This is a genomic window from Flavobacterium sp. KH_001 (assembly GCF_057840745.1).
On record NZ_CM174520.1, the window covers coordinates 1,690,186 to 1,713,270 of the forward strand.

The 23,085-nt window shown below is 35.2% G+C and carries 19 protein-coding genes and 1 riboswitch; of the genes, 18 read left to right on the forward strand and 1 reads right to left on the reverse strand.

Going from position 1 to position 23,085, the window contains the following annotated elements; all coding sequences use genetic code 11:
• Position 1: 1 nt before the first annotated feature.
• The 6 genes from thrA (at position 2) to AC3ITQ_RS07470 (ending at position 6,052) form a co-directional block, all read left to right on the forward strand.
• On the forward strand, positions 2-2,416 hold the full coding sequence (gene thrA, locus AC3ITQ_RS07445; protein WP_489237719.1) for a bifunctional aspartate kinase/homoserine dehydrogenase I: 2,415 nt from the start codon (positions 2-4) through the stop codon (positions 2,414-2,416).
• 71 nt (positions 2,417-2,487) lie between these two features.
• Positions 2,488-2,913, forward strand: a complete 426-nt coding sequence (locus AC3ITQ_RS07450) for an OsmC family protein (protein ID WP_489237721.1) — start codon at positions 2,488-2,490, stop codon at positions 2,911-2,913.
• 173 nt (positions 2,914-3,086) lie between these two features.
• Positions 3,087-4,259 (forward strand): trans-sulfuration enzyme family protein, encoded by a 1,173-nt coding sequence (locus AC3ITQ_RS07455; protein ID WP_026983849.1) that lies wholly within the window; start codon positions 3,087-3,089, stop codon positions 4,257-4,259.
• 68 nt (positions 4,260-4,327) lie between these two features.
• Positions 4,328-4,843 carry an alpha/beta hydrolase gene (locus tag AC3ITQ_RS07460; RefSeq protein WP_489237723.1) on the forward strand — a complete coding sequence of 172 codons (516 nt, stop codon included), beginning with the start codon at positions 4,328-4,330 and terminating at the stop codon, positions 4,841-4,843.
• Between the two features lie 145 nt (positions 4,844-4,988).
• Positions 4,989-5,498 (forward strand): RDD family protein, encoded by a 510-nt coding sequence (locus tag AC3ITQ_RS07465; protein WP_489237725.1) that lies wholly within the window; start codon positions 4,989-4,991, stop codon positions 5,496-5,498.
• Between the two features lie 143 nt (positions 5,499-5,641).
• A complete protein-coding gene (locus tag AC3ITQ_RS07470; RefSeq protein ID WP_115888189.1) occupies positions 5,642-6,052 on the forward strand; it encodes an RrF2 family transcriptional regulator in 411 nt (136 codons plus the stop codon).
• 87 nt (positions 6,053-6,139) lie between these two features.
• Here AC3ITQ_RS07470 and AC3ITQ_RS07475 read toward each other — a convergent pair whose 3' ends face one another.
• A complete protein-coding gene (locus tag AC3ITQ_RS07475) occupies positions 6,140-6,922 on the reverse strand; it encodes a sulfite exporter TauE/SafE family protein (RefSeq protein WP_489237727.1) in 783 nt (260 codons plus the stop codon).
• Between the two features lie 308 nt (positions 6,923-7,230).
• Between AC3ITQ_RS07475 and AC3ITQ_RS07480 the strand changes: the two genes are divergently transcribed.
• The 12 genes from AC3ITQ_RS07480 to metF all read left to right on the forward strand — a co-directional run bounded on the left by AC3ITQ_RS07480 (position 7,231) and on the right by metF (position 22,767).
• The gene (locus AC3ITQ_RS07480) at positions 7,231-8,133 is read left to right on the forward strand and encodes a sulfite exporter TauE/SafE family protein (RefSeq protein WP_375033801.1); all 903 of its coding nucleotides are present in this window, start codon (positions 7,231-7,233) and stop codon (positions 8,131-8,133) included.
• 27 nt (positions 8,134-8,160) lie between these two features.
• The gene (locus AC3ITQ_RS07485; protein WP_489237729.1) at positions 8,161-8,871 is read left to right on the forward strand and encodes a phosphoadenylyl-sulfate reductase; all 711 of its coding nucleotides are present in this window, start codon (positions 8,161-8,163) and stop codon (positions 8,869-8,871) included.
• 129 nt (positions 8,872-9,000) lie between these two features.
• Positions 9,001-9,900: a sulfate adenylyltransferase subunit CysD gene (gene cysD / locus AC3ITQ_RS07490; RefSeq protein ID WP_072970415.1), complete on the forward strand. Its 900-nt coding sequence runs from the start codon at positions 9,001-9,003 to the stop codon at positions 9,898-9,900.
• 142 nt (positions 9,901-10,042) lie between these two features.
• The gene (locus AC3ITQ_RS07495; RefSeq protein ID WP_489238911.1) at positions 10,043-11,287 is read left to right on the forward strand and encodes a sulfate adenylyltransferase subunit 1; all 1,245 of its coding nucleotides are present in this window, start codon (positions 10,043-10,045) and stop codon (positions 11,285-11,287) included.
• A 114-nt stretch (positions 11,288-11,401) separates the two neighbouring features.
• Entirely contained in the window at positions 11,402-13,492 is a 2,091-nt protein-coding gene (locus AC3ITQ_RS07500; protein ID WP_489237732.1) for a HEPN domain-containing protein, read from the forward strand.
• A complete protein-coding gene (cobA, locus tag AC3ITQ_RS07505; RefSeq protein WP_489237734.1) occupies positions 13,485-14,261 on the forward strand; it encodes a uroporphyrinogen-III C-methyltransferase in 777 nt (258 codons plus the stop codon). Before AC3ITQ_RS07500 ends, cobA begins: the two co-directional genes overlap by 8 nt.
• Before the next feature lie 238 nt (positions 14,262-14,499).
• A complete protein-coding gene (locus AC3ITQ_RS07510) occupies positions 14,500-15,081 on the forward strand; it encodes a precorrin-2 dehydrogenase/sirohydrochlorin ferrochelatase family protein (RefSeq protein ID WP_489237736.1) in 582 nt (193 codons plus the stop codon).
• A gap of 96 nt (positions 15,082-15,177) precedes the next feature.
• Positions 15,178-16,230 (forward strand): NAD(P)/FAD-dependent oxidoreductase, encoded by a 1,053-nt coding sequence (locus AC3ITQ_RS07515; RefSeq protein WP_489237738.1) that lies wholly within the window; start codon positions 15,178-15,180, stop codon positions 16,228-16,230.
• 407 nt (positions 16,231-16,637) lie between these two features.
• Positions 16,638-16,752, forward strand: a riboswitch (SAM riboswitch).
• A 317-nt stretch (positions 16,753-17,069) separates the two neighbouring features.
• Complete coding sequence (locus AC3ITQ_RS07520) at positions 17,070-18,074, forward strand: homocysteine S-methyltransferase family protein (RefSeq protein ID WP_489237740.1); 1,005 nt, start codon at positions 17,070-17,072, stop codon at positions 18,072-18,074.
• Positions 18,075-18,081: 7 nt separating this feature from the next.
• Positions 18,082-18,510, forward strand: a complete 429-nt coding sequence (locus tag AC3ITQ_RS07525) for a hypothetical protein (protein WP_489237742.1) — start codon at positions 18,082-18,084, stop codon at positions 18,508-18,510.
• Positions 18,511-18,969: 459 nt separating this feature from the next.
• Entirely contained in the window at positions 18,970-21,645 is a 2,676-nt protein-coding gene (metH, locus tag AC3ITQ_RS07530) for a methionine synthase (protein WP_489237743.1), read from the forward strand.
• A gap of 165 nt (positions 21,646-21,810) precedes the next feature.
• Positions 21,811-22,767, forward strand: a complete 957-nt coding sequence (metF, locus tag AC3ITQ_RS07535) for a methylenetetrahydrofolate reductase [NAD(P)H] (protein ID WP_489237745.1) — start codon at positions 21,811-21,813, stop codon at positions 22,765-22,767.
• The last annotated feature ends 318 nt before the right edge of the window (positions 22,768-23,085 follow it).

Below are 23,085 nucleotides of genomic sequence, written 5' to 3' on the forward strand. Positions count from 1 at the left end.
AATGAAAATATTAAAATTTGGAGGTAAATCATTATCAAACGGAGAGGGACTAAATAAAGTTGTTTCTATAATTTCAGATAAAGTAAATCAGGGCGAAAATATCGCCGTCGTAGTTTCGGCTCGTGGAGATGCTACAGATGAATTAGAATATATTTTGAAAATTGCTGCTAAAAACGGTAATTATAAAATCTTGTTAGAAAACTTTAAAACCTATCAAATTTCAGATTATCCTGAGGTTGATTTGTCTGAAGAGTTCAATATTTTAGATAAACTTTTTGAAGGTGTAAGCTTAATTGGAGATTACAGCAATAAAATTAAAGATCAGATTTTATCTAAAGGTGAATTGCTTTCGGCTAAATTATTGACAGCAATTCTGAAAGAAAAAGGAATTCCTGCGAATTTTGTTGATTCAAGAGATTTATTAAAAACCGATTCTAAGTTTGGTGATGCGCAGCCTTTAGAGCAACTTTCTAAGAAAAACGTTGTCAATTATTTCAAAGAACATAACGGATCAACAGTTAATATTGTAACTGGTTTTATTGGTTCAAATAACAATAATGATACAACGACTTTAGGAAGAAACGGTAGTAATTATACCGCTTCGTTAATTGCTAACTATCTGAATGCTGAAGAACTTCAAAACTTTACACACGTTGACGGAATTTACACGGCAAATCCTGATTTGGTTGCAGATGCTAAAAAAATCGAATTTCTTTCGTTTAACGAAGCGAATGAATTAGCGAACTTTGGTGCAACAATTCTTCATGCTAAAACCATTATTCCTTTGTTGGAAAAAAACATTCCGCTTCGTATTTTAAATACATTCAATCATGAAAACCGCGGAACTTTAATTACTTCTGATTCAACTAAAGAAGGAATTAAAACACTTTCTGTTTTAGAAAATGTTTCGTTGGTAAATCTGGAAGGCCGCGGATTGCTTGGTAAATCTGGTGTTGATGCCAGAATTTTTAAAGTAATGGGTGATAATAATATTAGTGTGAGTATTATTTCGCAAGGTTCTTCAGAAAGAGGAATTGGGCTTGTTGTAGCTACAGAAAAAGCAACAACGGCAATGGTTGAATTAGAAAAAGAATTTGAAAATGACTTTTATTCTAAAGATGTAAACCAAATTACAGTAACAGATAACGTATCAGTAATTTCGATTATTGGCCAGGATTTGAGCACTTTTCATAAACCGTACACTGCTTTAATTAAAAATAAAATTGTTCCAATCTTGTTTAACAATACTGTTACGGGTAAAAATGTGAGTTTGGTAGTTAAAAAATCGGAATTAAATAAAGCTTTAAATGTAATTCACGGTGAGATTTTTGGAGTTTCTAAAAAAATCAACATTGCAATTATTGGTCACGGTTTAGTAGGCGGAACATTAATTAACCAAATTTTAGAATCGGCTGCAGCTATCGAAAAGAGGAAAGATGTTAAGCTAAATGTTTTTGCAATTGCTAATTCTAAAAAATTACTTTTAAATAAAAATGGCGTAACTTCAAACTGGAAAACCGAGATTGAAAAAGAAGGTCTTGCTTATACTATTCAGGACATTATCGCGTATGCAAACCAACATCATTTAGAGAATTTAATTGCTATTGATAATACAGCAAGTGCCTCTTTCGTAGAAAATTATATCCCACTTGTAGAAGGCAGTTTCGATTTGATTTCTTCTAATAAAGTAGCCAATACATTAAGTTATGGTTTTTATAAAGAATTGAGAAAAGCTTTGGCTGAAAACCAGAAGAATTATTTATATGAAACCAATGTTGGTGCAGGATTACCATTAATCGATACCATTAAATTATTACATCTTTCAGGTGAAAATATTACCAAAATTAAAGGAGTTTTCTCTGGAACGTTAAGTTATTTATTCAATAATTTCTCTGCAAAAGATGTTCCGTTTAGTGAAATATTAAAAGAAGCAATCGATAACGGATATACAGAACCAGATCCGCGTGAAGATTTATGCGGAAATGATGTGGGAAGAAAACTATTGATTTTAGCCAGAGAATTAGATTTACAAAATGAGTTTGAAGAAATCTCTATTCAGAATTTAATTCCGGAACATTTAAGAGAAGGAAATGTTTCTGATTTCTTAACTAAACTAAAAGAATTCGATCCAATTTACGATAAAATAAAAGCAGATCAAAAGCCAAATCACGTATTAAGATACATTGGTGAATTGTCTGGAGATTTGCAAAATGATAAAGGAAATTTAGAAGTGAAATTAGTTTCAGTTCCTTCTGATACTGCGCTAGGCGGATTGAAAGGTTCAGATTCTTTCTTCGAAATTTATACAGAATCTTACGGAGATCGTCCAATTGTAATTCAGGGAGCCGGTGCAGGTTCTGCAGTTACAGCGAGAGGAGTTTTTGGAGATATTTTGAGATTATCTGATAAAGGATAATATCGATTTTAGATTTTAGAGTTCTGATTTTAGATTGTTGAACTCGAACAACAAAACAAAAAACAAAAAAAATGAAAGTAACCTTAAACAGAGTAAACGACGCGTTTCATTTCAAACTAAAAAATGAAAGAGGTCATGTAGTTGATGTTGATAGCAGAGCCGAATTTGGCGGAAGCGACCTAGGTGCAAGTCCAATGGAATTAGTATTGATGGGCGTTGCAGGATGCAGCGCGATTGATATGATTTCGATTCTAAAGAAACAACGTCAGGAAATAACATCCTTTAATGCTGAGGTTGAAGGCGAGCGCGTTCAAGTTGACGAAGCAAAACCTTTTAAAGAAATTAATGTTGTTTTCTATTTAGAAGGCGATATCAATCCTGAAAAAGCACAACGTGCCGCACAACTTTCTTTCGAGAAATATTGCTCAGTTGCCAAAACAGTTGAACCAACTGCAACAATCAAATATAAAGTTGTCCTGAACAACGAAATACTATAAATTAGAAAATGAGTCAATTAGAGAATTAGATAATTTTTAGATTGGCGAATAAATAACTACTCAATTTAGTTTGTGTTTTAAATCAAGCTTTATGCGCATCGCAGGAACTTGAAACTTGAAACATGACACGAGGTTTTAGCCGAACTGGCGAAGCAAACAAAAAAGCAAACATAATGAACGAACAAGAATTTGGTTTTGAAACCCAAGCCATCCGTACCCATTTAGAAAAAACACAATTTCAGGAACATTCCACTCCTTTGTATTTATCATCAAGTTTTGTATTTGAGGATGCAGAAGATATGAGAGCCTCTTTTACAGAAGAGAAAGTACGTAATATTTACTCTCGTTTTAGCAACCCAAATACAACAGAATTTGTTGACAAAGTTTGCGCGATGGAAGGTGCGGAAGCTGGGTATGCTTTTGCAACCGGAATGGCTGCTATATATTCTACGTTTGCAGGATTATTAGAATCTGGCGACCACATTGTTTCTGCGGGAAGTGTCTTTGGATCAACGCACGCTTTATTCATGACCTATTTTCCAAAATGGAAAATCGAAACTTCTTATTTTGATATCAATCAGCCAGAAACGATTGAAAGTTTTATTAAACCAAACACTAAAATTTTATATGCTGAAACACCAACAAATCCTGGTGTAGATGTAATTGATTTAGAATTATTGGGACAAATTGCGAAAAAACATAATTTGATTTTAATAATTGATAACTGTTTTGCAACACCATACATTCAACAGCCTATTAAATACGGTGCTCATATCGTAATTCACTCGGCGACAAAACTGATAGACGGACAAGGTCGTGTATTAGGCGGAGTTGCAGTTGGAGATGCTGAATTGATTCGTAAGATATACTTGTTTTCAAGAAATACCGGACCGGCAATGTCGCCATTTAATGCGTGGGTTTTGTCAAAAAGTTTAGAAACTTTAGCTGTTCGTGTTGACAAACATTGTGAGAATGCTTTAAAAGTGGCTGAGTTTTTAGAAGCACATCCAAATGTAGCAAGTGTGAAATATCCTTTCTTAAAGTCACATCCAAAATATGAAATCGCTAAAAAACAAATGCTTTTAGGTGGTAATATTATTGCAATTGAAATTAAAGGTGGTCTTGAAGCAGGTAGAAAATTTTTGGACAAGATTAAATTATGCTCGCTTTCTGCAAACATTGGAGACGTAAAAACAATTGTAACGCATCCAGCCTCAACAACACACAGTAAATTGTCTGTTGAAGAAAAGCTTGCAGTTGGAATCACAGAAGGTTTAGTACGTGTTTCTGTAGGTTTAGAAACAGTAAAAGATGTTATTGCCGATTTAGATCAGGCACTTTCTTAAGGAATTTTAGATTTATGATTTTGGATATTAGATTTTGAATCTGGTATCTAAAATCATATTTTTATGGTATGGTTAAACCGAAACTACTCATCCTATCAGATTTATTTGGAGGGCAACATCCGAAATGGATAAACTACTATACAAATACATTACGGTCTAAATTTGAGATTCAGTATTATGATGTTCTTGAATTAGCCAATATTGATGCTTCCAATCTTGCGGAAGCTGATATTCACAAACAATTTCTCAATGGAGGAATTGATAAAGCAGTTGAAACTTTATTAAAATTAGAAACTGATAAAGTAACAGTTTTGGGATTTAGCATTGGAGGAACAATTGCCTGGAAAGCTTCTTTGCAAGGATTAAAAACAACACATTTATTTGCTGTTTCATCAACCCGATTACGATATGAAACAGAAGTTCCAAATTGTGATATTAAAGTGTACTTTGGAGAAAATGACCCAAACAATCCAATTGATAAATGGTTTATCGACTTAAAAATATCAAATACAATTCTTCAGGGACAAAGCCATGATTTTTATAAGAAAGAAGAAAATGCTTCTTTAATTTCTAAGGAAATTTAAAAAACAAAAAACGATTTTTTGACTGTAAATTTATTACTGTTAAAAAATCGTTTTTTGTTTGCATAATTGTTTCAGTAAAAAGTATATTTTTGTTCATAACGAAATCAAAAAGATATACTTAACCTTAAATCAACCTTTATCGCTTATGAGTAATTCTACTTACATTTTAGATGATACATTATTGGTGTCCAGCGGGACTCGTTTTTTGAATTACATTATTGATCTGGTTTCTTTTTTTGTTGTTTTATTTGCAATTGGCATTGTATTAGGAATTTTGACCAATGTATTAGGAATGACTGCACTAGGTCTTTGGGTTGACAGTTTGGGTGATTTGGGATGGAATTTAGTAGCTATTACGGTGTCTATAATTTATTACACTTTCATGGAAGGATTGTTTGGACGATCTGTAGGTAAATTTATTACGGGCTCTGTTGTTGTAGATGAAAATGGAGAAAAACCAAGCTTTGGAACGATTTTTAAAAGAAGTTTATGTCGTTACATCCCTTTTGATGCGTTTACTTTTTTAGGAGGCTCAAGAGGATGGCACGATTCTATTTCTGATACCTATGTTGTTAGTAAAAAAGGATTGGATGAAAGTGTAAAATCTTTTCATGATTTTAACTTAATTGGGGTTCCGGAAAACGAATTAATTTAAACTATACTAATTTAGTAGAATTTAGTTACTCATTATATTATTATTCTCGTTCAAAAAGTATATTTTTGTACTGGAAAATATGTTGATTTTTTAGATGTAAGCAATCAATCTAAATTTAAACTCAACAATCTAAAATTATACACGTGCTTTCAAAGAAAACAAAATACGGAATTAAAGCTTTAACTTATTTAGCCAGACGCGAGAACAACGAACCGGTACAAATTGCTGAAATTGCCAAAAGCGAACATATTTCGATTAAATTTCTGGAGAGTATTCTATTGCTGCTTCGTAACTCCGGTTTTCTTGGAGCAAAAAAAGGAAAAGGCGGTGGATATTATCTGATCAAAGATCCGAAAGATATTAGCATGGCTAAAGTCTACAGAATTCTTGAAGGACCAATTGCACTATTGCCTTGCGCCAGCCATAACTTTTATGAAAAATGTGATGATTGCGATGATGAAGCAACTTGTGCTGCCAGACGTTTAATGACTGAAGTTAGAGATAATACACTTAAGATTTTGGAAAGCAATTCATTAGCAGATATTGCTTTTTAAAGCATTCTGTTCAGAATAAAACATAATAAAAAGACCTTTTCAGATTAATGAAAAGGTCTTTTTTTATGTTTTGAAAGATTCTTTCTTTTAAAAAACTAATTTATATCCAGCCAAAAATAACATTACTGCGATAGCATTTCTAAGAAACAAATCAGGTACTTTTCCACTTAACATGCTCCCTATAAAAATCCCCGGAAGTGATCCCATTAATAATTGTCCTAATAATCCCAAATCTAAATTTCCCATAGAAGCATGCCCAATTCCGGCAACAAGAGTTAACGGAACAGCGTGAGCAATCTCGGTTCCAACTAAACGTGGTGTTGGTAAAAGCGGATAAAGAAAGAATAAGGTAACTGTTCCTAAAGCACCGGCACCAATAGAAGTAAGTGTTACAGTTGCTCCCAGCAAGATGCCAATCCCAATAGTCAGCATATTTTGAGTATGGCTTTCACTATGAAATTTATCTCCCGCATGTTTTTGAGAAAAAACTAAAAGTTTCTTTTTGAATAAAATTGCTATTGATGTAAAAAGAAGTGCCCAGCCTAAACTGTATTTGATTACAGCATTTATAGTGGAAATATCAGTTTTAATACTATGTAAAATCCATAAAGTAAGTAAAGCAGCAGGAACACTGCCTAAGGTCAGCCAGCCAGTTATTTGCCAATTGATATTGCTTTTTTTATGATGTACAAATACGCCTCCCATTTTGGTAAATGCGGCATATAATAAATCGGTACCAACGGCTGTTGTTGGGGGAATTCCAAAATACAATAAAATAGGAGTCATTAATGAACCACCGCCAACACCTGTCAACCCCACCACAAAACCAACGAGTAAACCCGCTATAACAAGACCGATTTGAAAATCCATAATAAAAATTTGCCGTAAAAATAACAACAATTTTATAATTATCCTATGGAAATGGTAGACTTTAAAGATGTATTTTATAAAACAAATATTCCAAGTGTATTTATTGTTTGAATACATTGAAATAGCGTATTATTTGTTAAAATAATCGGCCTCGGCTATAAATATCTCGCTAAGATGTAATTAAAGGATTCTTAGAGGGTTAAAAAAATAAAAATATTGTTTTGATATTTAGAAATAAGTAGTATTTTTGCAAAGTAATCTACTAACCCGATAGGGTAATGGATTTTTTGAAAAAGAATAGTAGAAATATGGAAAAAGAACTGAAGTTAAATAGTGTTGAGGTTAAGTCTGATACGTCATTAAAAGAAAAATTATGGGTTATTATACCTGTAGTTTTGTTGGTAGGTTTACTGACTGTGTTGGTTTATAATCATCATGCTGAATTTTCATGGAATGGTTTTGTTTCGGGATTTAATCAGGAGTTTTTAGTTTTTTTCTTTATTGGTGTATTTGCTCAGTTGGTAGACGGAACGTTAGGAATGGGTTACGGAGCAACTTCAACTTCTTTTTTATTGGCTTATGGAGTTCCACCGGTAGTTAGCAGTACAGGAGTTCACGTTGCCGAAATGTTTACAACAGGAGTATCGGCAATTTCGCATCACCGTTTCGGGAACATTAATAAAAAACTGGTAAAACATTTATTGATTCCAGGAGTTTTAGGGTCAATTACGGGAGCCTATTTATTGTCAGATGTAATTAATGGCGATGTTATAAAGCCTTTTATTGCAGTTTACATGATTATTCTCGCAATCATCATTATTAGAAAAGCATTAGCAAAAAGTATTATAAAAAAGAAAACGAAGAAATTAGGTTTTCTTGCCACTTTTGGAGGTTTTATGGATGCAGTTGGTGGCGGAGGCTGGGGACCAATAGTAACTTCTACATTGTTAGGAAGAGGGAGAAATCCTCGTTACACGATTGGATCAGTAAATGCAGCTGAATTTGCAGTATCATTTGCAAGCGGAATTACTTTCATGCTTTTTGGAGGAATCCACGGTTGGCAGGTTATTATTGGTTTGATTTTAGGAGGCGTAATTGCAGCGCCATTAGGAGCTTATTTGGTAAATAAAATCAAAAGAAAACCAATGATGATTGCAGTTGGAGTTTTAATAATATTATTGAGTTTGAAAACATTATCTAAATTATTGTAATCAATTTTTTAGAAAGGAAAAAAGAATATGAGCGCGACAGTTATACAAACATTATTAGATAAGACGAAAGATTTTTCGCTTGATGAAACTTTAGTTTTTTTAGCTAAAGAATATTCGGGGAAAGTAATTTTTTCGACTTCATTTGGTCAGGAAGATCAGGTAATCACAGATTTCATTGCAAAAAGCAATACTGATATTACCATTTTCACCCTGGATACCGGAAGACTGTTTCAGGAAACGTATGATGTTTTTCATAAGACATTAAAAAAGTATAAAAGACCAATTGAGGTTTATTTTCCGGAAGCAACAGCGGTGGAGAATTTATTAAAACAAAAAGGTCCGAATAGTTTTTATGATTCGGTTGAGAATAGAAAAGAATGTTGTTTCATCCGAAAGGTGGTTCCGTTACGAAAAGCTTTGGCTGGAAACTCAGTTTGGATCACAGGTTTAAGAGCGGAGCAATCGGAAAACAGACAAGATTTGAATTTATTTGAATACGATGGAGGTTTCGAAATCATCAAATTCAATCCATTATTAAAATGGTCTTTAGAAGAAGTTGAAACCTATTTATCAGAAAACAATGTTCCTCAAAATGCATTGCACAAACAAGGTTTCGTAAGTATAGGATGCGCACCATGTACAAGAGCAATTTTTCCGGGAGAAGATATCAGAGCCGGAAGATGGTGGTGGGAATCAAGCCACAAAGAATGTGGATTACACAGCGCTAAGAAGGAGTAAAGAGAATAGAATAAAGAGAATAGAGGCAAGAGCAAAGAAGCAAGAGAATAGAATAAAACAATAGTTGAGAATTTTAGAGTCACCACAAACTTGAAACCTAAAACTTGAAACTTTTTTAAACAAAAAACAATGAGTTCAGTATTAAAAACAAACGCTTTAGAGAGTGAAGCAATATACATTTTCAGAGAAGTAATTTCACAGTTTGATAAACCTGTTTTACTTTTCTCTGGAGGAAAAGATTCTATAACATTAGTGCGTTTGGCGCAAAAAGCCTTTTTCCCGGCAAAAATTCCGTTTCCTCTTTTGCACGTTGATACGGGACATAATTTCCCTGAGACAATTGCTTTCAGAGATAAATTGGTTGAAGAATTAGGTTTAGAGTTAATCGTTCGTAATGTTCAGGATGCTATTGATGAAGGAAAAGTTGTTGAAGAAACTGGAAAATATTCTAGTAGAAACAGCTTGCAGACGATTACACTTTTAGATGCAATTGAAGAATTTAAGTTTGATGCTTGTATTGGTGGAGCGCGTCGTGATGAAGAAAAAGCAAGAGCTAAAGAACGTATTTTTTCTGTTCGTGACGATTTCGGTCAATGGGATGAAAAAAATCAACGTCCGGAATTGTTTGATATTTTGAATGGAAAAATAGAAAATGGTCAAAATGTTCGTGTTTTCCCAATTTCAAACTGGACTGAATTAGATGTTTGGAGTTATATCGAAAAAGAACACATCGAAATTCCATCAATCTATTTTTCACATAAAAGAAAAGTTTTTTTGAGAGACGGTTTAATCTGGTCGCATTCTCCTTTTGTGTACCAGGAAGAAGACGAACAAATCGAAGAACGAATTGTTCGCTTCAGAACCGTTGGAGATATGAGTTGTACAGCCGCTGTTGAATCTTACGCAGCAACAATCCAGGAAGTTGTTGGAGAAATTAGAACTTCAACTATTTCTGAAAGAGGAGCCAGAATCGACGACAAACGTTCTGAAGCTGCAATGGAGAAAAGAAAACAACAAGGGTACTTTTAATTCAATTAAAAATTTGGAATTAAAAATTAAAAATCTCTAAAGTAAAATTCAAAAACAAAAAAACATACAGGTTTAATTTTAGACAAAGTTTTTCAAAACTTGAAACTTGAAACAAAATTAAAACTTGAAACAAAATATAGAAATGGAAGTTTTAAAAATAGCAACAGCAGGAAGTGTAGATGACGGAAAAAGTACTTTGATCGGACGATTATTGTACGATACAAAATCCTTGACTACGGATAAAATTGAAGCAATCGAGAAAAGCAGTAAACAAAAAGGGTACGATTATTTGGATTTTTCTTTGGCAACTGACGGATTAGTAGCAGAGAGAGAACAAGGAATTACAATTGACGTAGCGCACATTTATTTTTCGACTGCAAAGAAAAGTTACATTATCGCCGATACTCCGGGGCACGTAGAATATACCAGAAACATGGTGACAGGAGCTTCGACTTCTCAGGTTTCTATTATTTTAATTGATGCGAGAAAAGGAGTTATCGAGCAAACATACCGTCACTTTTTTATCAATAATTTATTGAGAGTAAAAGAGGTAATTGTTGCGATTAATAAAATGGATTTAGTTGATTATTCTGAAGAAGTTTACAACAAAATCAAAGCCGATTTTCAGGCATTAAATGCAAAAAGTACTTTCAAAGAGCAAAACGTAAGTTACATTCCGTTAAGCGCGATCAACGGTGGAAACGTAGTGGATCAATCGAAAGATATGCCTTGGTACACTGGTCAAACTGTATTGGAACATTTAGAAGGATTGCATTCTTCTGATGTATTTGAAGCAGGAAAAGCGCGTTTCCCGGTTCAAACGGTTATTCGTCCAAAAACAGAGGAATACCACGATTTTAGAGGTTACGCTGGAAAATTATACGGAAATTCAATTAAAGTTGGAGATGCTGTAACAGTTTTGCCTTCTTTAACCGAATCAAAAGTGACTAAAATTCACTTTTTCGATAAAACATTTGATGAAGCTGTTGCAGGTTCGTCTATCACAATCGAATTAGAAAATGATATCAATGTGACAAGAGGCGATATGATTGTAAAATCATCAGAACTTCCAAAAATTGAAAAAGAAATCACAACAACTGTTTGTTGGATGGACAGCAAAAAATTGGTTGCAGGAACAAAATACCTGATCCAGCACAATACCAACAGAGTTTTGGCAAAAGTAGAAAGTATCAAAAATACAATCTCAACTGACTATTCAGGAACCAAAGAAGCATCGCAATTGGCGATCAACGAAATTGGAGAAGTAACCATCAAATTAAGCAAGCCTTTATATTTTGATGCCTATAACGATAATAAATCAAACGGAGCGTTCATATTAATTGACACCGCAACAAACACAACAGCAGGAGTAGGATTCATTCGCTAGTTTCACTGCTGTAAGCAATAAGCTTTAGGCTGTAAGCTTTTAGCAAAAAATGTATAACACGGTACGCAAGAAAGCCTACAGCTTATTGCTTAAAGCCTAAAGCATTAAAAAGAAATGGAAAGTTTTAGAACAGAAATAGAAAATCCGATAGTTCAAAAAGAAATTATCGATTTAGAAAAAAAGATTCATTTATTCCGTGGAGGAAAAATTGATGATGAGCGTTTTCGTAGTCTTCGTTTAGCACGTGGAATTTACGGACAACGTCAGGAAGGCGTTCAAATGATTCGTATTAAATTGCCGTACGGGAAAGTAACCAGCGAGCAATTGGTACGTATTACTAAAGTTTCTGATGAATATTCTACAGGGCGTTTGCACATTACAACGCGTCAGGATATTCAAATTCACTATGTGAGTTTAGACAGAACTCCGGAACTTTGGGCAAATCTGGCTAAAGACGATGTTACGTTGCGTGAAGCTTGTGGAAACACTGTTCGTAATATTACAGGAAGCGAATTGGCTGGTGTAGATGTAGACGAACCATTTGATGTTACGCCTTATGCACACGCTTTGTTTCAATATTTATTAAGAAACCCGATTTGTCAGGAAATGGGACGTAAATTCAAAATTTCGTTCTCATCATCTGATGAAGATACCGCTTTGAGTTATTTACACGATTTAGGATTTATTCCAAAAATCGTTGATGGACAAAGAGGTTTCAAAATCATGTTTGGTGGAGGTTTAGGATCTCAGCCAGCACATGCTGAATTACTTTCAGAATTTGTACCTGCAAACGAAATCATCCCGACCGCAGAAGGAATCATCCGTATTTTTGACCGATATGGCGAGCGTGCAAAAAGAATGAAAGCGCGTATGAAATTCTTAATCAAAGAAATGGGAAGAGATGTTTTCCTTGATTTGGTTGAAAAAGAGAAAAAAGCAATCGCTTTTGAAACCTACGAAATTGATACAACCGCTTTTGACGGACCAATTGCAGAGCCTTTATTAGAAGTTCCGCAAGTTACAATTGAAGATACCGCAGCTTATGAAGCCTGGAAAAACTCGAATGTAATTGCTCAGAAACAAGCAGGTTATTATGCAATTGGAATCAAAGTTTTATTAGGAGATTTTTACACTGATAAAGCCAGATTATTAGCAGCTTTAATTAAAAATTACGCAGCAAATGAATTACGTTTTTCATTGCGTCAAAATATTGTAATACGTCACGTAAAAGAAGAGAATCTTCCTTTCTTTTATCAGGAATTAGCCAAATTAGACTTTGTTCATTTGGGTTATAATTCTACTGTAGATATTACGGCATGTCCCGGTACTGATACTTGCAACTTGGGGATTGCAAGTAGTACCGGTATTGCAGAAGAATTAGAAAGAGTAATAAATGCTGAATATCCGCAGTATTTAAACAACCGCGAAATCGAAATTAAAATTTCTGGTTGTATGAATGCTTGTGGACAACACAATATGTCAGCAATTGGTTTTCAGGGGATGTCAATCAACTCTGGAAAACTAGTAGCTCCGGCATTACAAGTTTTATTAGGTGGAGGAAGATTAGGAAACGGAGAAGGACGTTTTGCTGATAAAGTAATCAAAATTCCAAGTAGAAGAGGTCCAGATGCATTACGTACGATCTTAAATGATTTTGACAAAAATGCAAACGGAGAAAAATTCCTAAACTATTACGATCAAAAAGGAGAGAAATATTTCTATGAAATTTTGAAACCTTTCGCGGATGTAACCAATTTAACAGAAGCTGATTTTGTGGATTGGGGTAATGCCGATAATTACGTAAAAGCAGTTGGAGTTGGAGAATGTGCTGGTGTTGTGATCGATTTAGTAGCGACTTTATTATTAGAAGCTAAAGATAAATTGACTTTCGCACAAGAATCTTTCGACGAAGGAAAATGGTCAGATGCTATTTACCACGCTTACGCCGGATTTGTAAATGGAGCTAAAGCATTGTTGCTTTCAGAAAACGAAAAAACAAACAATCATGCAGGAATTGTGGATTTGTTTGATAACGTTTTCATCGTAACAGGTAAAATCGAATTGGCAACATCATTTAAAGAATTAGTGTATCAAATCAATCAAAATGATCCTTCAGAAGCTTTTGCAAAACAATACATTCAGGAAGGAATTGCATTTTTTGATACAATTGAAAAATACAGAGCTCAAGAATTAGCAAATGCATAATACAATAAAACCCAAAGTAACTTTAGTCGGTGCAGGTCCTGGCGATCCGGATTTGCTTACGCTGAAAGGCGCAAAAGCATTGGCTGAAGCAAACGTGGTTTTGTATGATGCATTGGCCAATGAAGAAATACTAGCTTACGCACCCAAAAATGCAATTAGAATTTTTGTTGGGAAGAAAATTGGGAATCACGCTTATACGCAAGATCAGATCAATCAATTAATTGTTGATAACGCGCTGACTTACGGAAATGTGGTTCGTTTAAAAGGCGGCGATCCGTTTATTTTTGGGCGTGGAAGCGAAGAAATCGAATTTATTGAAAGCTTCGGCATCGAGACCGTTGTCGTTCCTGGAATTTCTTCAGTAGTAGCAGTTCCTGCAAGTCTGGGAATCTCCATTACAAAAAGAGGCGTTTCAGAAAGTTTCTGGGCGATTACAGGGACAACTTCTGACAGAAAATTATCTTCAGATGTAGCCTTGGCCGCACAGTCATCAGCAACAGTTGTTATTTTGATGGGAATGCACAAATTGCCTCAAATTATCGATTTGTTTCAAAAAGAAGATAAAGGAGATTTGCCCGTAGCAATCATTCAAAACGGAACAACTTCAGAAGAAAAAGTAGGAGTTGGAACCGTAAATTCAATTTTAGAAATTGTAAAAGAGAAGAAATTGAGTTCGCCAGCAATCATTGTTCTCGGAGAAGTTGTGAGAGAAAGCAACAAATTAAAAGGCTTTTACGAAGAATTTTTGTCGAAAGAAATTACAAGATAAAGTTCCGAAGAGAAACATAGCGTCAGGTTTCAACCTGATGGACATAATGTGAACACGTTACATAATAAAATCCCGGAGGGATGAACAATATTGTAGCGTCGGGTTTCAACCCGATGTACGCCCGGCAAATAAACGTTCAAATTTCAATCTGGTGTACACATGGTTATAACATTGGATTTTAAAACCAATGCTGTTAAAAATAAATCATCTAATTTTGATTAGTTGAAAATAAATTAAAATGGAACAGAATGAATTATATCCAATATTCTTAAAGCTTCACAATCTAAATGTGTTGATTGTGGGTGGCGGAAATGTTGGATTAGAGAAACTTTCTTTTTTGCTAAAGTCAAGTCCAAATGCCAATGTTGAGGTCGTAGCGCCCGACTTTCATTTAGAAATTAAAGTTTTAGCCGAAAATCATCCTTCAATTAAATTGACGGAATCGAAGTTCAAAAAGAAAATGCTCAAAAAACGCCATATGGTAATCGCTTGTACCGATGATTTAAAAGTCAATAAAAGAGTATACGATTTATCCCGAAAGCGTTATTTGATTTGCAATATTGCCGATACGCCCGATTTATGTGATTATTATTTAGGCGGAATCGTGACGAAAGGAAATGTAAAAATCGCCATTTCGACCAACGGAAAATCGCCAACAACTGCTAAAAGATTGCGTGAGTTTTTCGAAGAGGTAATTCCCGAAGACATAAACCAAATGGTAGAAAATCTGAACGAATACAGGAAAACTTTAAAAGGCGATTTTGAAGAAAAGGTTAAAAGAATGAACGAAATTACATCTTCCCTTAAAAATAAAGAGTAGCACACAAGAGAAATGAATAATGATAAAAATCATTGATTAAAGAATAATTTATTCGTTTCTTTGTATTATTAAGAATGATTATAAACAACAAACATAATGATTAAAACAGATATACTTATAATTGGAGCAGGCCCTACAGGATTATTTGCCGTTTTCGAGGCAGGACTATTGAAATTAAAATGTCATATTTTAGATGCTTTACCACAAGCAGGAGGACAACTTTCAGAATTGTATCCAAAAAAGCCTATTTATGATATCCCTGGTTTCCCGGAAGTTTTAGCAGGAGATTTAATTGATAACTTACAAGAACAAATTAAGCAGTTTGAGCCAGGTTATACATTAGGAGAAAGGGCTGAAACAATCGAAAAACAAGAAGACGGAAGTTTCATTGTAACCTCAAATAAAGGAACTAAATTTCACGCACCGGTTATCGCTATCGCAGGAGGTTTAGGAAGTTTTGAGCCACGCAAGCCACTTATTGAAGATATCGAGTTTTACGAAGATAAAGGAGTAAAATACTTCATCAAAAATCCAGAGAAATTCAGAGATAAAAGAGTTGTAATTGCAGGAGGAGGAGATTCAGCATTAGACTGGAGTATTTTCTTGGCAAACGTAGCTTCAGAAGTAACTTTGATTCACAGAAGAAATGAATTTAGAGGAGCTTTAGATTCTGTAGAAAAAGTGCAGGAATTAAAAACTGCCGGAAAAATTAAATTAATTACACCAGCAGAAGTAATCGGAATCAACGGTGCTGAGCACGTTGAGTCATTAGATATCGAAGAAAACGGAGCACACCGTAAAATCGAAACAGATTTCTTTATTCCACTTTTCGGATTGACACCAAAATTAGGTCCAATTGGAGACTGGGGATTAGATATAGAGAAAAATGCAATCAAAGTAAACAACGCATTAGATTACCAGACCAATATTCCGGGAATCTTTGCCATTGGAGATGTAAATACTTACCCAGGAAAATTAAAATTGATTCTTTGTGGTTTCCACGAAGCAACTTTAATGTGCCAGGCTGCGTACCAAATCATTAATCCAGGTAAAAAATACGTATTGAAATATACCACAGTTTCTGGAGTAGACGGTTTTGACGGAACACGAAAAGAAGCACCTAAGGCAGTTGTGAAAGCGATTGTTTAATTTGAGGGGCTAAGGTTCTAAGGTACTGAGGTACTAAGATTTTTATAAAGCTCAAACTTTTAGTTTGAGCTTTTTTTTAATCCCGAAGGGATGCCATGTTTATAGAATAAGGATGCCTAATGAAAAAAGAGCCCCAGCGGGGCGACATATAATTATTTATAAATAATATATCGCTCCGCTGGAGCTTTGATTAAACGTATAATTGTTTGCTATAAACATGACGCTCCGCCGGAGCTTTATTAAAAAACATTAATTAGAATTTTCAACTTAACCCCTTAGTATCTTAGAACCTCAGTACCTTAAAAAGACCTTAGAACCTTAGCCACTCAGTCCCTCAGACCCTTTAAAAAAACATTTGCAAATCGCAAGGCTATTTCATACCTTTGCACCGTTCCTAAATTTATTGAAAGTTATCACGAAAGGCGGAGGGATAGACCCGATGAAACCTTAGCAACCCTTTATCATAAAGAAGGTGCTAAATTCTACTTTACACTAATTCATAGTATTAAAGATAGATAACACAAATACATAAAGTATTTCCTCAACTTTTCCTGACAACCTTACAATATTATTTTACTGAATTCACAGTTTAATGAGCGAATTATTAGCGCATTTATGCTAACATCGTTCCCGCTGTCCACAATATCTTTTATCCGCCGCGGCGGATAAAAGGATATTTGCTCCCATCGGGGCTAATTGGCTGGCAATAGTGAATTTTTGGAATCAATGTGAATCAAAATGCGTATCCTAACAGGTTTCAAAAACCTGTTAGGTATGAAGATAATAAAAATTAAAAAAAGCTTAGTGTCTTAGCGTCTTCGTGGCAAAAGACAAAAAAAATGGCAATAACAATTCAGGAAGCAATTAAAAAAAATATCCTAATCCTTGATGGAGCAATGGGAACAATGCTGCAACGCTATAATTTCTCAGAAGAAGATTTTAGAGGAGAGCGTTTCAAGGATTTTCCGCATCCGTTAAAAGGAAACAACGATTTACTATCCATAACACAACCACAAGCGATCCGCGATGTTCACGCTGCGTATTTTGATGCTGGCGCAGACATTGTAGAAACCAATACTTTTTCAGGAACTACGATCGGTATGGCCGACTATTTCCTGGAAGATTTGGTTTACGAATTAAACTACGAATCGGCTAAAATTGCCCGTCAGGTAGCGGATGAATTCACGGCTAAAAATCCTGACAAACCGCGTTTCGTTGCCGGTTCAATCGGACCGACAAACAGAACGGCAAGTATGTCACCAGACGTAAATGATCCGGGTTATAGAGCCGTAACTTTTGATGATTTGCGTATCGCCTACAAACAACAAGTAGAAGCTTTAATGGATGGTGGATGTGATTTACTTTTGGTAGAAACCATTTTTGATACGTTAAATGCAAAAGCAGCACTTTTTGCTATCGAAGAAGTAAAAGACGAACGTAATCTTGATATTCCAATCATGGTTTCAGGAACGATTACCGATGCTTCAGGAAGAACACTTTCCGGACAAACGGTTGAAGCGTTTTTGATTTCAGTATCACATATTCCGTTATTGAGTGTAGGCTTCAATTGCGCTCTTGGAGCCGATTTATTGAAACCGTATTTAAAAACATTATCTCAGCATACACAGTTCAACGTTTCGGCACATCCAAATGCAGGCTTGCCAAACGCGTTCGGACAATATGATGAAACACCGGAACAAACTCAGGCTTTAATTAAAGAATATTTAGATGACAATTTAATCAACATTATCGGTGGTTGTTGCGGAACAACTCCGGATCATATTCGATTAATTGCTGAGGTTGCGAAGGATTATAAGCCAAGAGTGGCACCGGTTTTTGCGTAATAGAAGGATGAAAGGAAATGACATCAATACAAATTTGATAGGACCAATTCTTCTTATTGCAATAATATTTTTGTTGTTTTTTCTTTCAAGTAAAGATGCCAATGAATATAATCAGTATAAGAAAACATTCAAAGGCGAAACTATTGGATTTGTAACTAGAATTGAACGTGAAGGCAAAAGAGATTATTTAAAGTATTATTTCTATTCAGGTAGAAAAATTTTATCAGAAGTTTTGAGTGAAGATTCTGGGCTTGTAAATAAGTTTTATAAAGTTAAGTATGATTTAGATAAACCGGAAGAACACTATATTGTTTTGGATGAAGAATTAAAACCTGACTCAATTTCATTAGTTAAAGCGGGATTCACTAAAACTAAATATTACATATATGATGCAGGTGTAACTTGTAAATATATAGAGTACTCAAAGTGGAAATAGAGAATTAATTGTTTTCATAAAATTAATAAAGAAAACTAAAGGATAGTTTCGGAAGACGAAATGTTTTTTTGGAATATGGAGTATTAGGATGAGATTGCTTCGTTCTTCGCAAAGACAAGCAAGACGTTGAATTAAAAGTTCCGTAGGAACGACATATATAGTAGGTCCAGAGATTTTAAAAACGACAATTAAATTGTAGAAATATAAATCGTCTTTTGAAATTGAGTGCCGCGTGCGGGATAGAAGTGAAAAGCCCGCAGACCAATGCAGTGATAACGAAATTGGTCGAGGACTTGTAACGGATAGCCCGGTTCGCCTTTTTCGGCGAACACGCCCCAAATAAGATTATTGAAAACGACATATACCTAACAAGGTTTCGAAAACCTTGCAGGAAAGAAAAGATAGAATAAAAAAAACTTAGAACCTAAGAACCTTAGGACCTTAGTAACTTAAAAAGAAATGGCAGAAAAAAGAAGAGACCTTGTATTAGCAGGATTAGAACCGTTGATTATTACGCCCGAAAGTGTTTTTGTAAACGTTGGGGAGCGTACGAACGTAACAGGTTCGCGAAAATTCCTTCGCTTGATCAAGGAAGAGAAATATGACGAGGCGCTTGATATTGCAAGACAACAAGTAGAAGGTGGAGCACAGATCATCGATATTAATATGGATGAAGGAATGCTTGATGGTGTTCAGGCAATGACAAAATTCCTGAATTTAATTGCATCAGAACCGGATATTTCGAGAGTGCCGATTATGATCGACAGCTCGAAATGGGAAATCATCGAAGCAGGTCTTAAAGTAGTACAAGGAAAAAGCGTTGTAAACTCGATTTCGTTGAAAGAAGGAGAGGAAGCCTTTATTCATCATGCCAAATTAATCAAACGATACGGAGCTGCGGCCATTATCATGGCTTTTGACGAAGTGGGTCAGGCGGATAATTTCGACCGAAGAGTTGAAATTTGCCAGCGTTCGTATGATATTTTGGTTAATAAAGTTGGTTTTCCGCCACAGGATATCATTTTCGATTTAAATATTTTCCCCGTTGCAACCGGAATGGAAGAACATCGCTTAAATGCTTTGGACTTTTTTAGAGGTACAAAATGGGTTAGAGATAATTTACCTCACGCGCATATTAGTGGTGGTGTGAGTAATGTTTCGTTTTCTTTTAGAGGAAATGATACGGTTCGTGAAGCGATGCACTCGGTATTTTTATATCACGCGATAAAGAACGGAATGACGATGGGAATTGTGAATCCGGAGATGCTTTCGATTTACGATGATATTCCGAAAGATTTATTAGAACACGTTGAAGATGTAATCTTGAACAGACGCGACGACGCAACAGAACGACTTTTAGATTTTGCTGAAAACGTAAAAGGCGAAGTAAAATCAGATGAAAAAGCGATTCAGGAATGGCGTTTAGGAACGGTTCAGGAGAGAATTACGCATTCATTAGTAAAAGGGGTTGATGCTTTTATTGAAGAAGATGTTGAAGAAGCACGTTTGGCAGCAACTAAACCAATTGAAGTTATCGAAATCAATTTGATGACGGGAATGAACGTGGTTGGAGATTTATTCGGAAGCGGAAAAATGTTCCTGCCTCAGGTGGTAAAATCAGCACGTGTAATGAAAAAAGCCGTTGCTTATTTGTTGCCTTATATCGAAGCAAGCAAACAAGCCGGAGACAAACAAGGAAACGGAAAAATATTGATGGCGACCGTAAAAGGCGACGTTCACGATATTGGTAAAAATATTGTTTCGGTAGTTTTGGCTTGTAATAATTACGAGATTGTAGATCTTGGTGTTATGGTGCCTCCGGAAAAAATTATTGCGGCTGCGATTGAACATAATGTTGACATTATTGGACTAAGCGGACTGATCACACCTTCGCTTGACGAAATGGTTTATTTAGCCAAAGAATTAGACAAACAAGGAATTAAAATTCCGATTATGATTGGGGGAGCAACCACTTCGCGCGCGCATACCGCCGTGAAAATTGCTCCACAATATAGAGAAACTGTAATTCACGTAAACGATGCTTCGCGTGCCGTTACTGTTGCAGGAAATTTATTAGATCATAACCGTAAAATATATGCAAGCGATATTCGCGCAGAATATGATTCGTTTAGAGAAACGTTTTTAAATCGTTCAAGAGATAAAAACTTCTTAAGTATTGAAGATGCCCGTAAAAATAAAATGCAATTAGACTGGAGCGAATACACTCCAACAAAACCAAAATTTATTGGAAAACAAACTGTTGAGGTTGATTTGGATGTTTTGGTTCCGTATATCGACTGGACGCCATTTTTTCAAACGTGGGAATTGCACGGAAAATATCCTGCGATTTTAACGGATGAGGTTGTGGGTAAAGAAGCCACTTCTCTTTTTGCAGATGCTCAGGCGATGCTGAAAGTCATTTTGGCTGAGAAAAAACTACAAGCAAAAGGTATTTACGGAATTTTTCCTGCGAATCAGGTTGATGATGACGATATAGAATTGCGTGATGAAAACGGAAAAGTTTTAGAGAAATTCTTAACGCTTCGTCAGCAATCACAAAAAACAAAAGGCGCGCCGAATATCGCATTGTCTGATTTTATTCTGCCAAAAGAAAGCGGAATAGCCGATTATATGGGAGCTTTTTGTGTGACAACCGGTTTTGGTGTTGACGAATGGGCAGCAGAATTTGAAAAGGATTTGGATGATTATAATTCGATTATGGTTAAGGCATTAGCCGATCGTTTTGCTGAGGCTTTCGCCGAATATCTTCACGAGAAAGTTCGAAAAGATTTTTGGGGTTATGATACCGAAGAATCTTTAACCAACGAAGAATTGATTAAAGAAACTTATAAAGGAATTCGTCCGGCTCCAGGATATCCGGCTTGTCCGGATCATCTGGAAAAACCAACGATTTGGAAACTTTTAAATGTAGCCGAAGAAATTGGTGTAACACTTACAGAAAGTATGGCGATGTGGCCAGCATCTTCTGTTTCAGGATATTATTTCGGAAATCCAAAAAGCAGGTACTTCGGACTAGGAAAAATAAAAGAAGATCAGGTGGTAGATTACGCGAAGCGACGCAGCGTCTCAACTGAATATGCAAGCAAATGGTTAAACCCTAATATAGCAGATTAAGAAAGTTTTATTTGTTTCAGGTTTCAAGTTTAAGGTTCTCTAAAGCAACGTGAAACTTGAAACTTGAAACGTGAAACAAAATAAGATTATTTGATTATGTTTTTTGATTCAGATTTTTTACACAAATAACTCAAAACTCATAATTCATAACTCATAACTTAAATAATGAAAGTAACAGAACATATAGAAAACGCCAAAGGAAATACCTTATTCTCATTTGAACTTATTCCGCCTCAAAAAGGGAAAAGTATTCAGGAATTATACGATAATATTGATCCGTTGATGGAGTTTAAACCGCCGTTTATTGATGTAACGACTTCTCGCGAAGAGTATATTTATATTGATAAAGGAAACGGACTTTTAGATAAAAAATTGACTCGTATGCGTCCTGGAACGCTTGGAATCTGCGCTTCTATAAAACACAAATACAATGTAGATACTGTGCCGCATTTGCTTTGCGGAGGCTTCACTCAGGAAGAAACAGAATACATGCTGGTTGATTGTCAATATTTGGGAATTACTAATGTAATGGCGCTTCGTGGCGATGCCATGAAAGACGAACAATCTTTTGTTCCTAAAGTTGGAGGTAACCATTTTGCTATAGATTTGGTAAAACAAATCAACAATTTAAATTGCGGAAAATATCTGCATGAAGTAATGGATATCGACAACAAAGCTGATTTTTGTATTGGTGTTGCAGGTTATCCGGAGAAACATTTAGAATCTCCTTCGTTACAATCGGATTTAAAGCGATTGAAAGAAAAAGTAGATGCAGGTGCTGATTATGTGGTGACACAAATGTTTTTTGACAATGCTAAATATTTTGAATTTGTAGCAAAAGCAAGAGAAATAGGTATCACAATTCCGATTATCCCTGGAATTAAGCCAATTGCTGTTCAAAGACATTTACAGATTTTGCCACAGATTTTCAGAATCGATTTACCGGAAGATTTAATTGATGCTGTTGATAAATGTAAAAATAATGCTGAAATCAAACAAGTCGGAATCGAGTGGGCGATTCAGCAATCTCTTGAACTAAAAGCAGCGGGAGTTCCGGTTTTGCACTATTATTCAATGGGTAAATCTGAGAATATTCGCCAGATCGCGAGTCAGATTTTTTAAGAGTTTTTTTGCTTAAATATACTGTAATAACTCACAGTATGTCATTCCGAGGGACGAGGAATCCCCGTAAGTAGCTCGACAATGATTGTCGAATTGCTTTGTAGAGTTTCTCGCGGGGATTCCTCGTCCCTCCTTTAGATTTGCTTTTTGAAATTTAATTAAATTTATGATTGAGAAAGGAAGCAAAAGTAAACTATTCGTTCCTCTGAGTTTGTGACTCATATCTTGATTAAGACTTTCGCTTCCCTTTCATCAAAGACTCAGATAGAAATTTGGGCTAGAGACCCGTTATCAAGGAGTTGAGCTTATGATGAATTT

What these genes read in the sequence shown, in the direction of transcription:
- metF (WP_489237745.1), top strand. Translation starts at nt 21,811, where the DNA reads ATGAAAGTAACAGAACATATAGAAAACGCCAAAGGAAATACCTTATTC.
- AC3ITQ_RS07520 (WP_489237740.1), top strand. Translation starts at nt 17,070, where the DNA reads ATGGCAATAACAATTCAGGAAGCAATTAAAAAAAATATCCTAATCCTT.
- AC3ITQ_RS07460 (WP_489237723.1), top strand. Translation starts at nt 4,328, where the DNA reads ATGGTTAAACCGAAACTACTCATCCTATCAGATTTATTTGGAGGGCAA.
- thrA (WP_489237719.1), top strand. Translation starts at nt 2, where the DNA reads ATGAAAATATTAAAATTTGGAGGTAAATCATTATCAAACGGAGAGGGA.
- AC3ITQ_RS07450 (WP_489237721.1), top strand. Translation starts at nt 2,488, where the DNA reads ATGAAAGTAACCTTAAACAGAGTAAACGACGCGTTTCATTTCAAACTA.
- AC3ITQ_RS07455 (WP_026983849.1), top strand. Translation starts at nt 3,087, where the DNA reads ATGAACGAACAAGAATTTGGTTTTGAAACCCAAGCCATCCGTACCCAT.
- AC3ITQ_RS07510 (WP_489237736.1), top strand. Translation starts at nt 14,500, where the DNA reads ATGGAACAGAATGAATTATATCCAATATTCTTAAAGCTTCACAATCTA.
- AC3ITQ_RS07475 (WP_489237727.1), bottom strand. Translation starts at nt 6,922, where the DNA reads ATGGATTTTCAAATCGGTCTTGTTATAGCGGGTTTACTCGTTGGTTTT.
- AC3ITQ_RS07485 (WP_489237729.1), top strand. Translation starts at nt 8,161, where the DNA reads ATGAGCGCGACAGTTATACAAACATTATTAGATAAGACGAAAGATTTT.
- cysD (WP_072970415.1), top strand. Translation starts at nt 9,001, where the DNA reads ATGAGTTCAGTATTAAAAACAAACGCTTTAGAGAGTGAAGCAATATAC.
- AC3ITQ_RS07500 (WP_489237732.1), top strand. Translation starts at nt 11,402, where the DNA reads ATGGAAAGTTTTAGAACAGAAATAGAAAATCCGATAGTTCAAAAAGAA.
- AC3ITQ_RS07465 (WP_489237725.1), top strand. Translation starts at nt 4,989, where the DNA reads ATGAGTAATTCTACTTACATTTTAGATGATACATTATTGGTGTCCAGC.
- AC3ITQ_RS07515 (WP_489237738.1), top strand. Translation starts at nt 15,178, where the DNA reads ATGATTAAAACAGATATACTTATAATTGGAGCAGGCCCTACAGGATTA.
- metH (WP_489237743.1), top strand. Translation starts at nt 18,970, where the DNA reads ATGGCAGAAAAAAGAAGAGACCTTGTATTAGCAGGATTAGAACCGTTG.
- AC3ITQ_RS07525 (WP_489237742.1), top strand. Translation starts at nt 18,082, where the DNA reads ATGAAAGGAAATGACATCAATACAAATTTGATAGGACCAATTCTTCTT.
- cobA (WP_489237734.1), top strand. Translation starts at nt 13,485, where the DNA reads ATGCATAATACAATAAAACCCAAAGTAACTTTAGTCGGTGCAGGTCCT.
- AC3ITQ_RS07480 (WP_375033801.1), top strand. Translation starts at nt 7,231, where the DNA reads ATGGAAAAAGAACTGAAGTTAAATAGTGTTGAGGTTAAGTCTGATACG.
- AC3ITQ_RS07495 (WP_489238911.1), top strand. Translation starts at nt 10,043, where the DNA reads ATGGAAGTTTTAAAAATAGCAACAGCAGGAAGTGTAGATGACGGAAAA.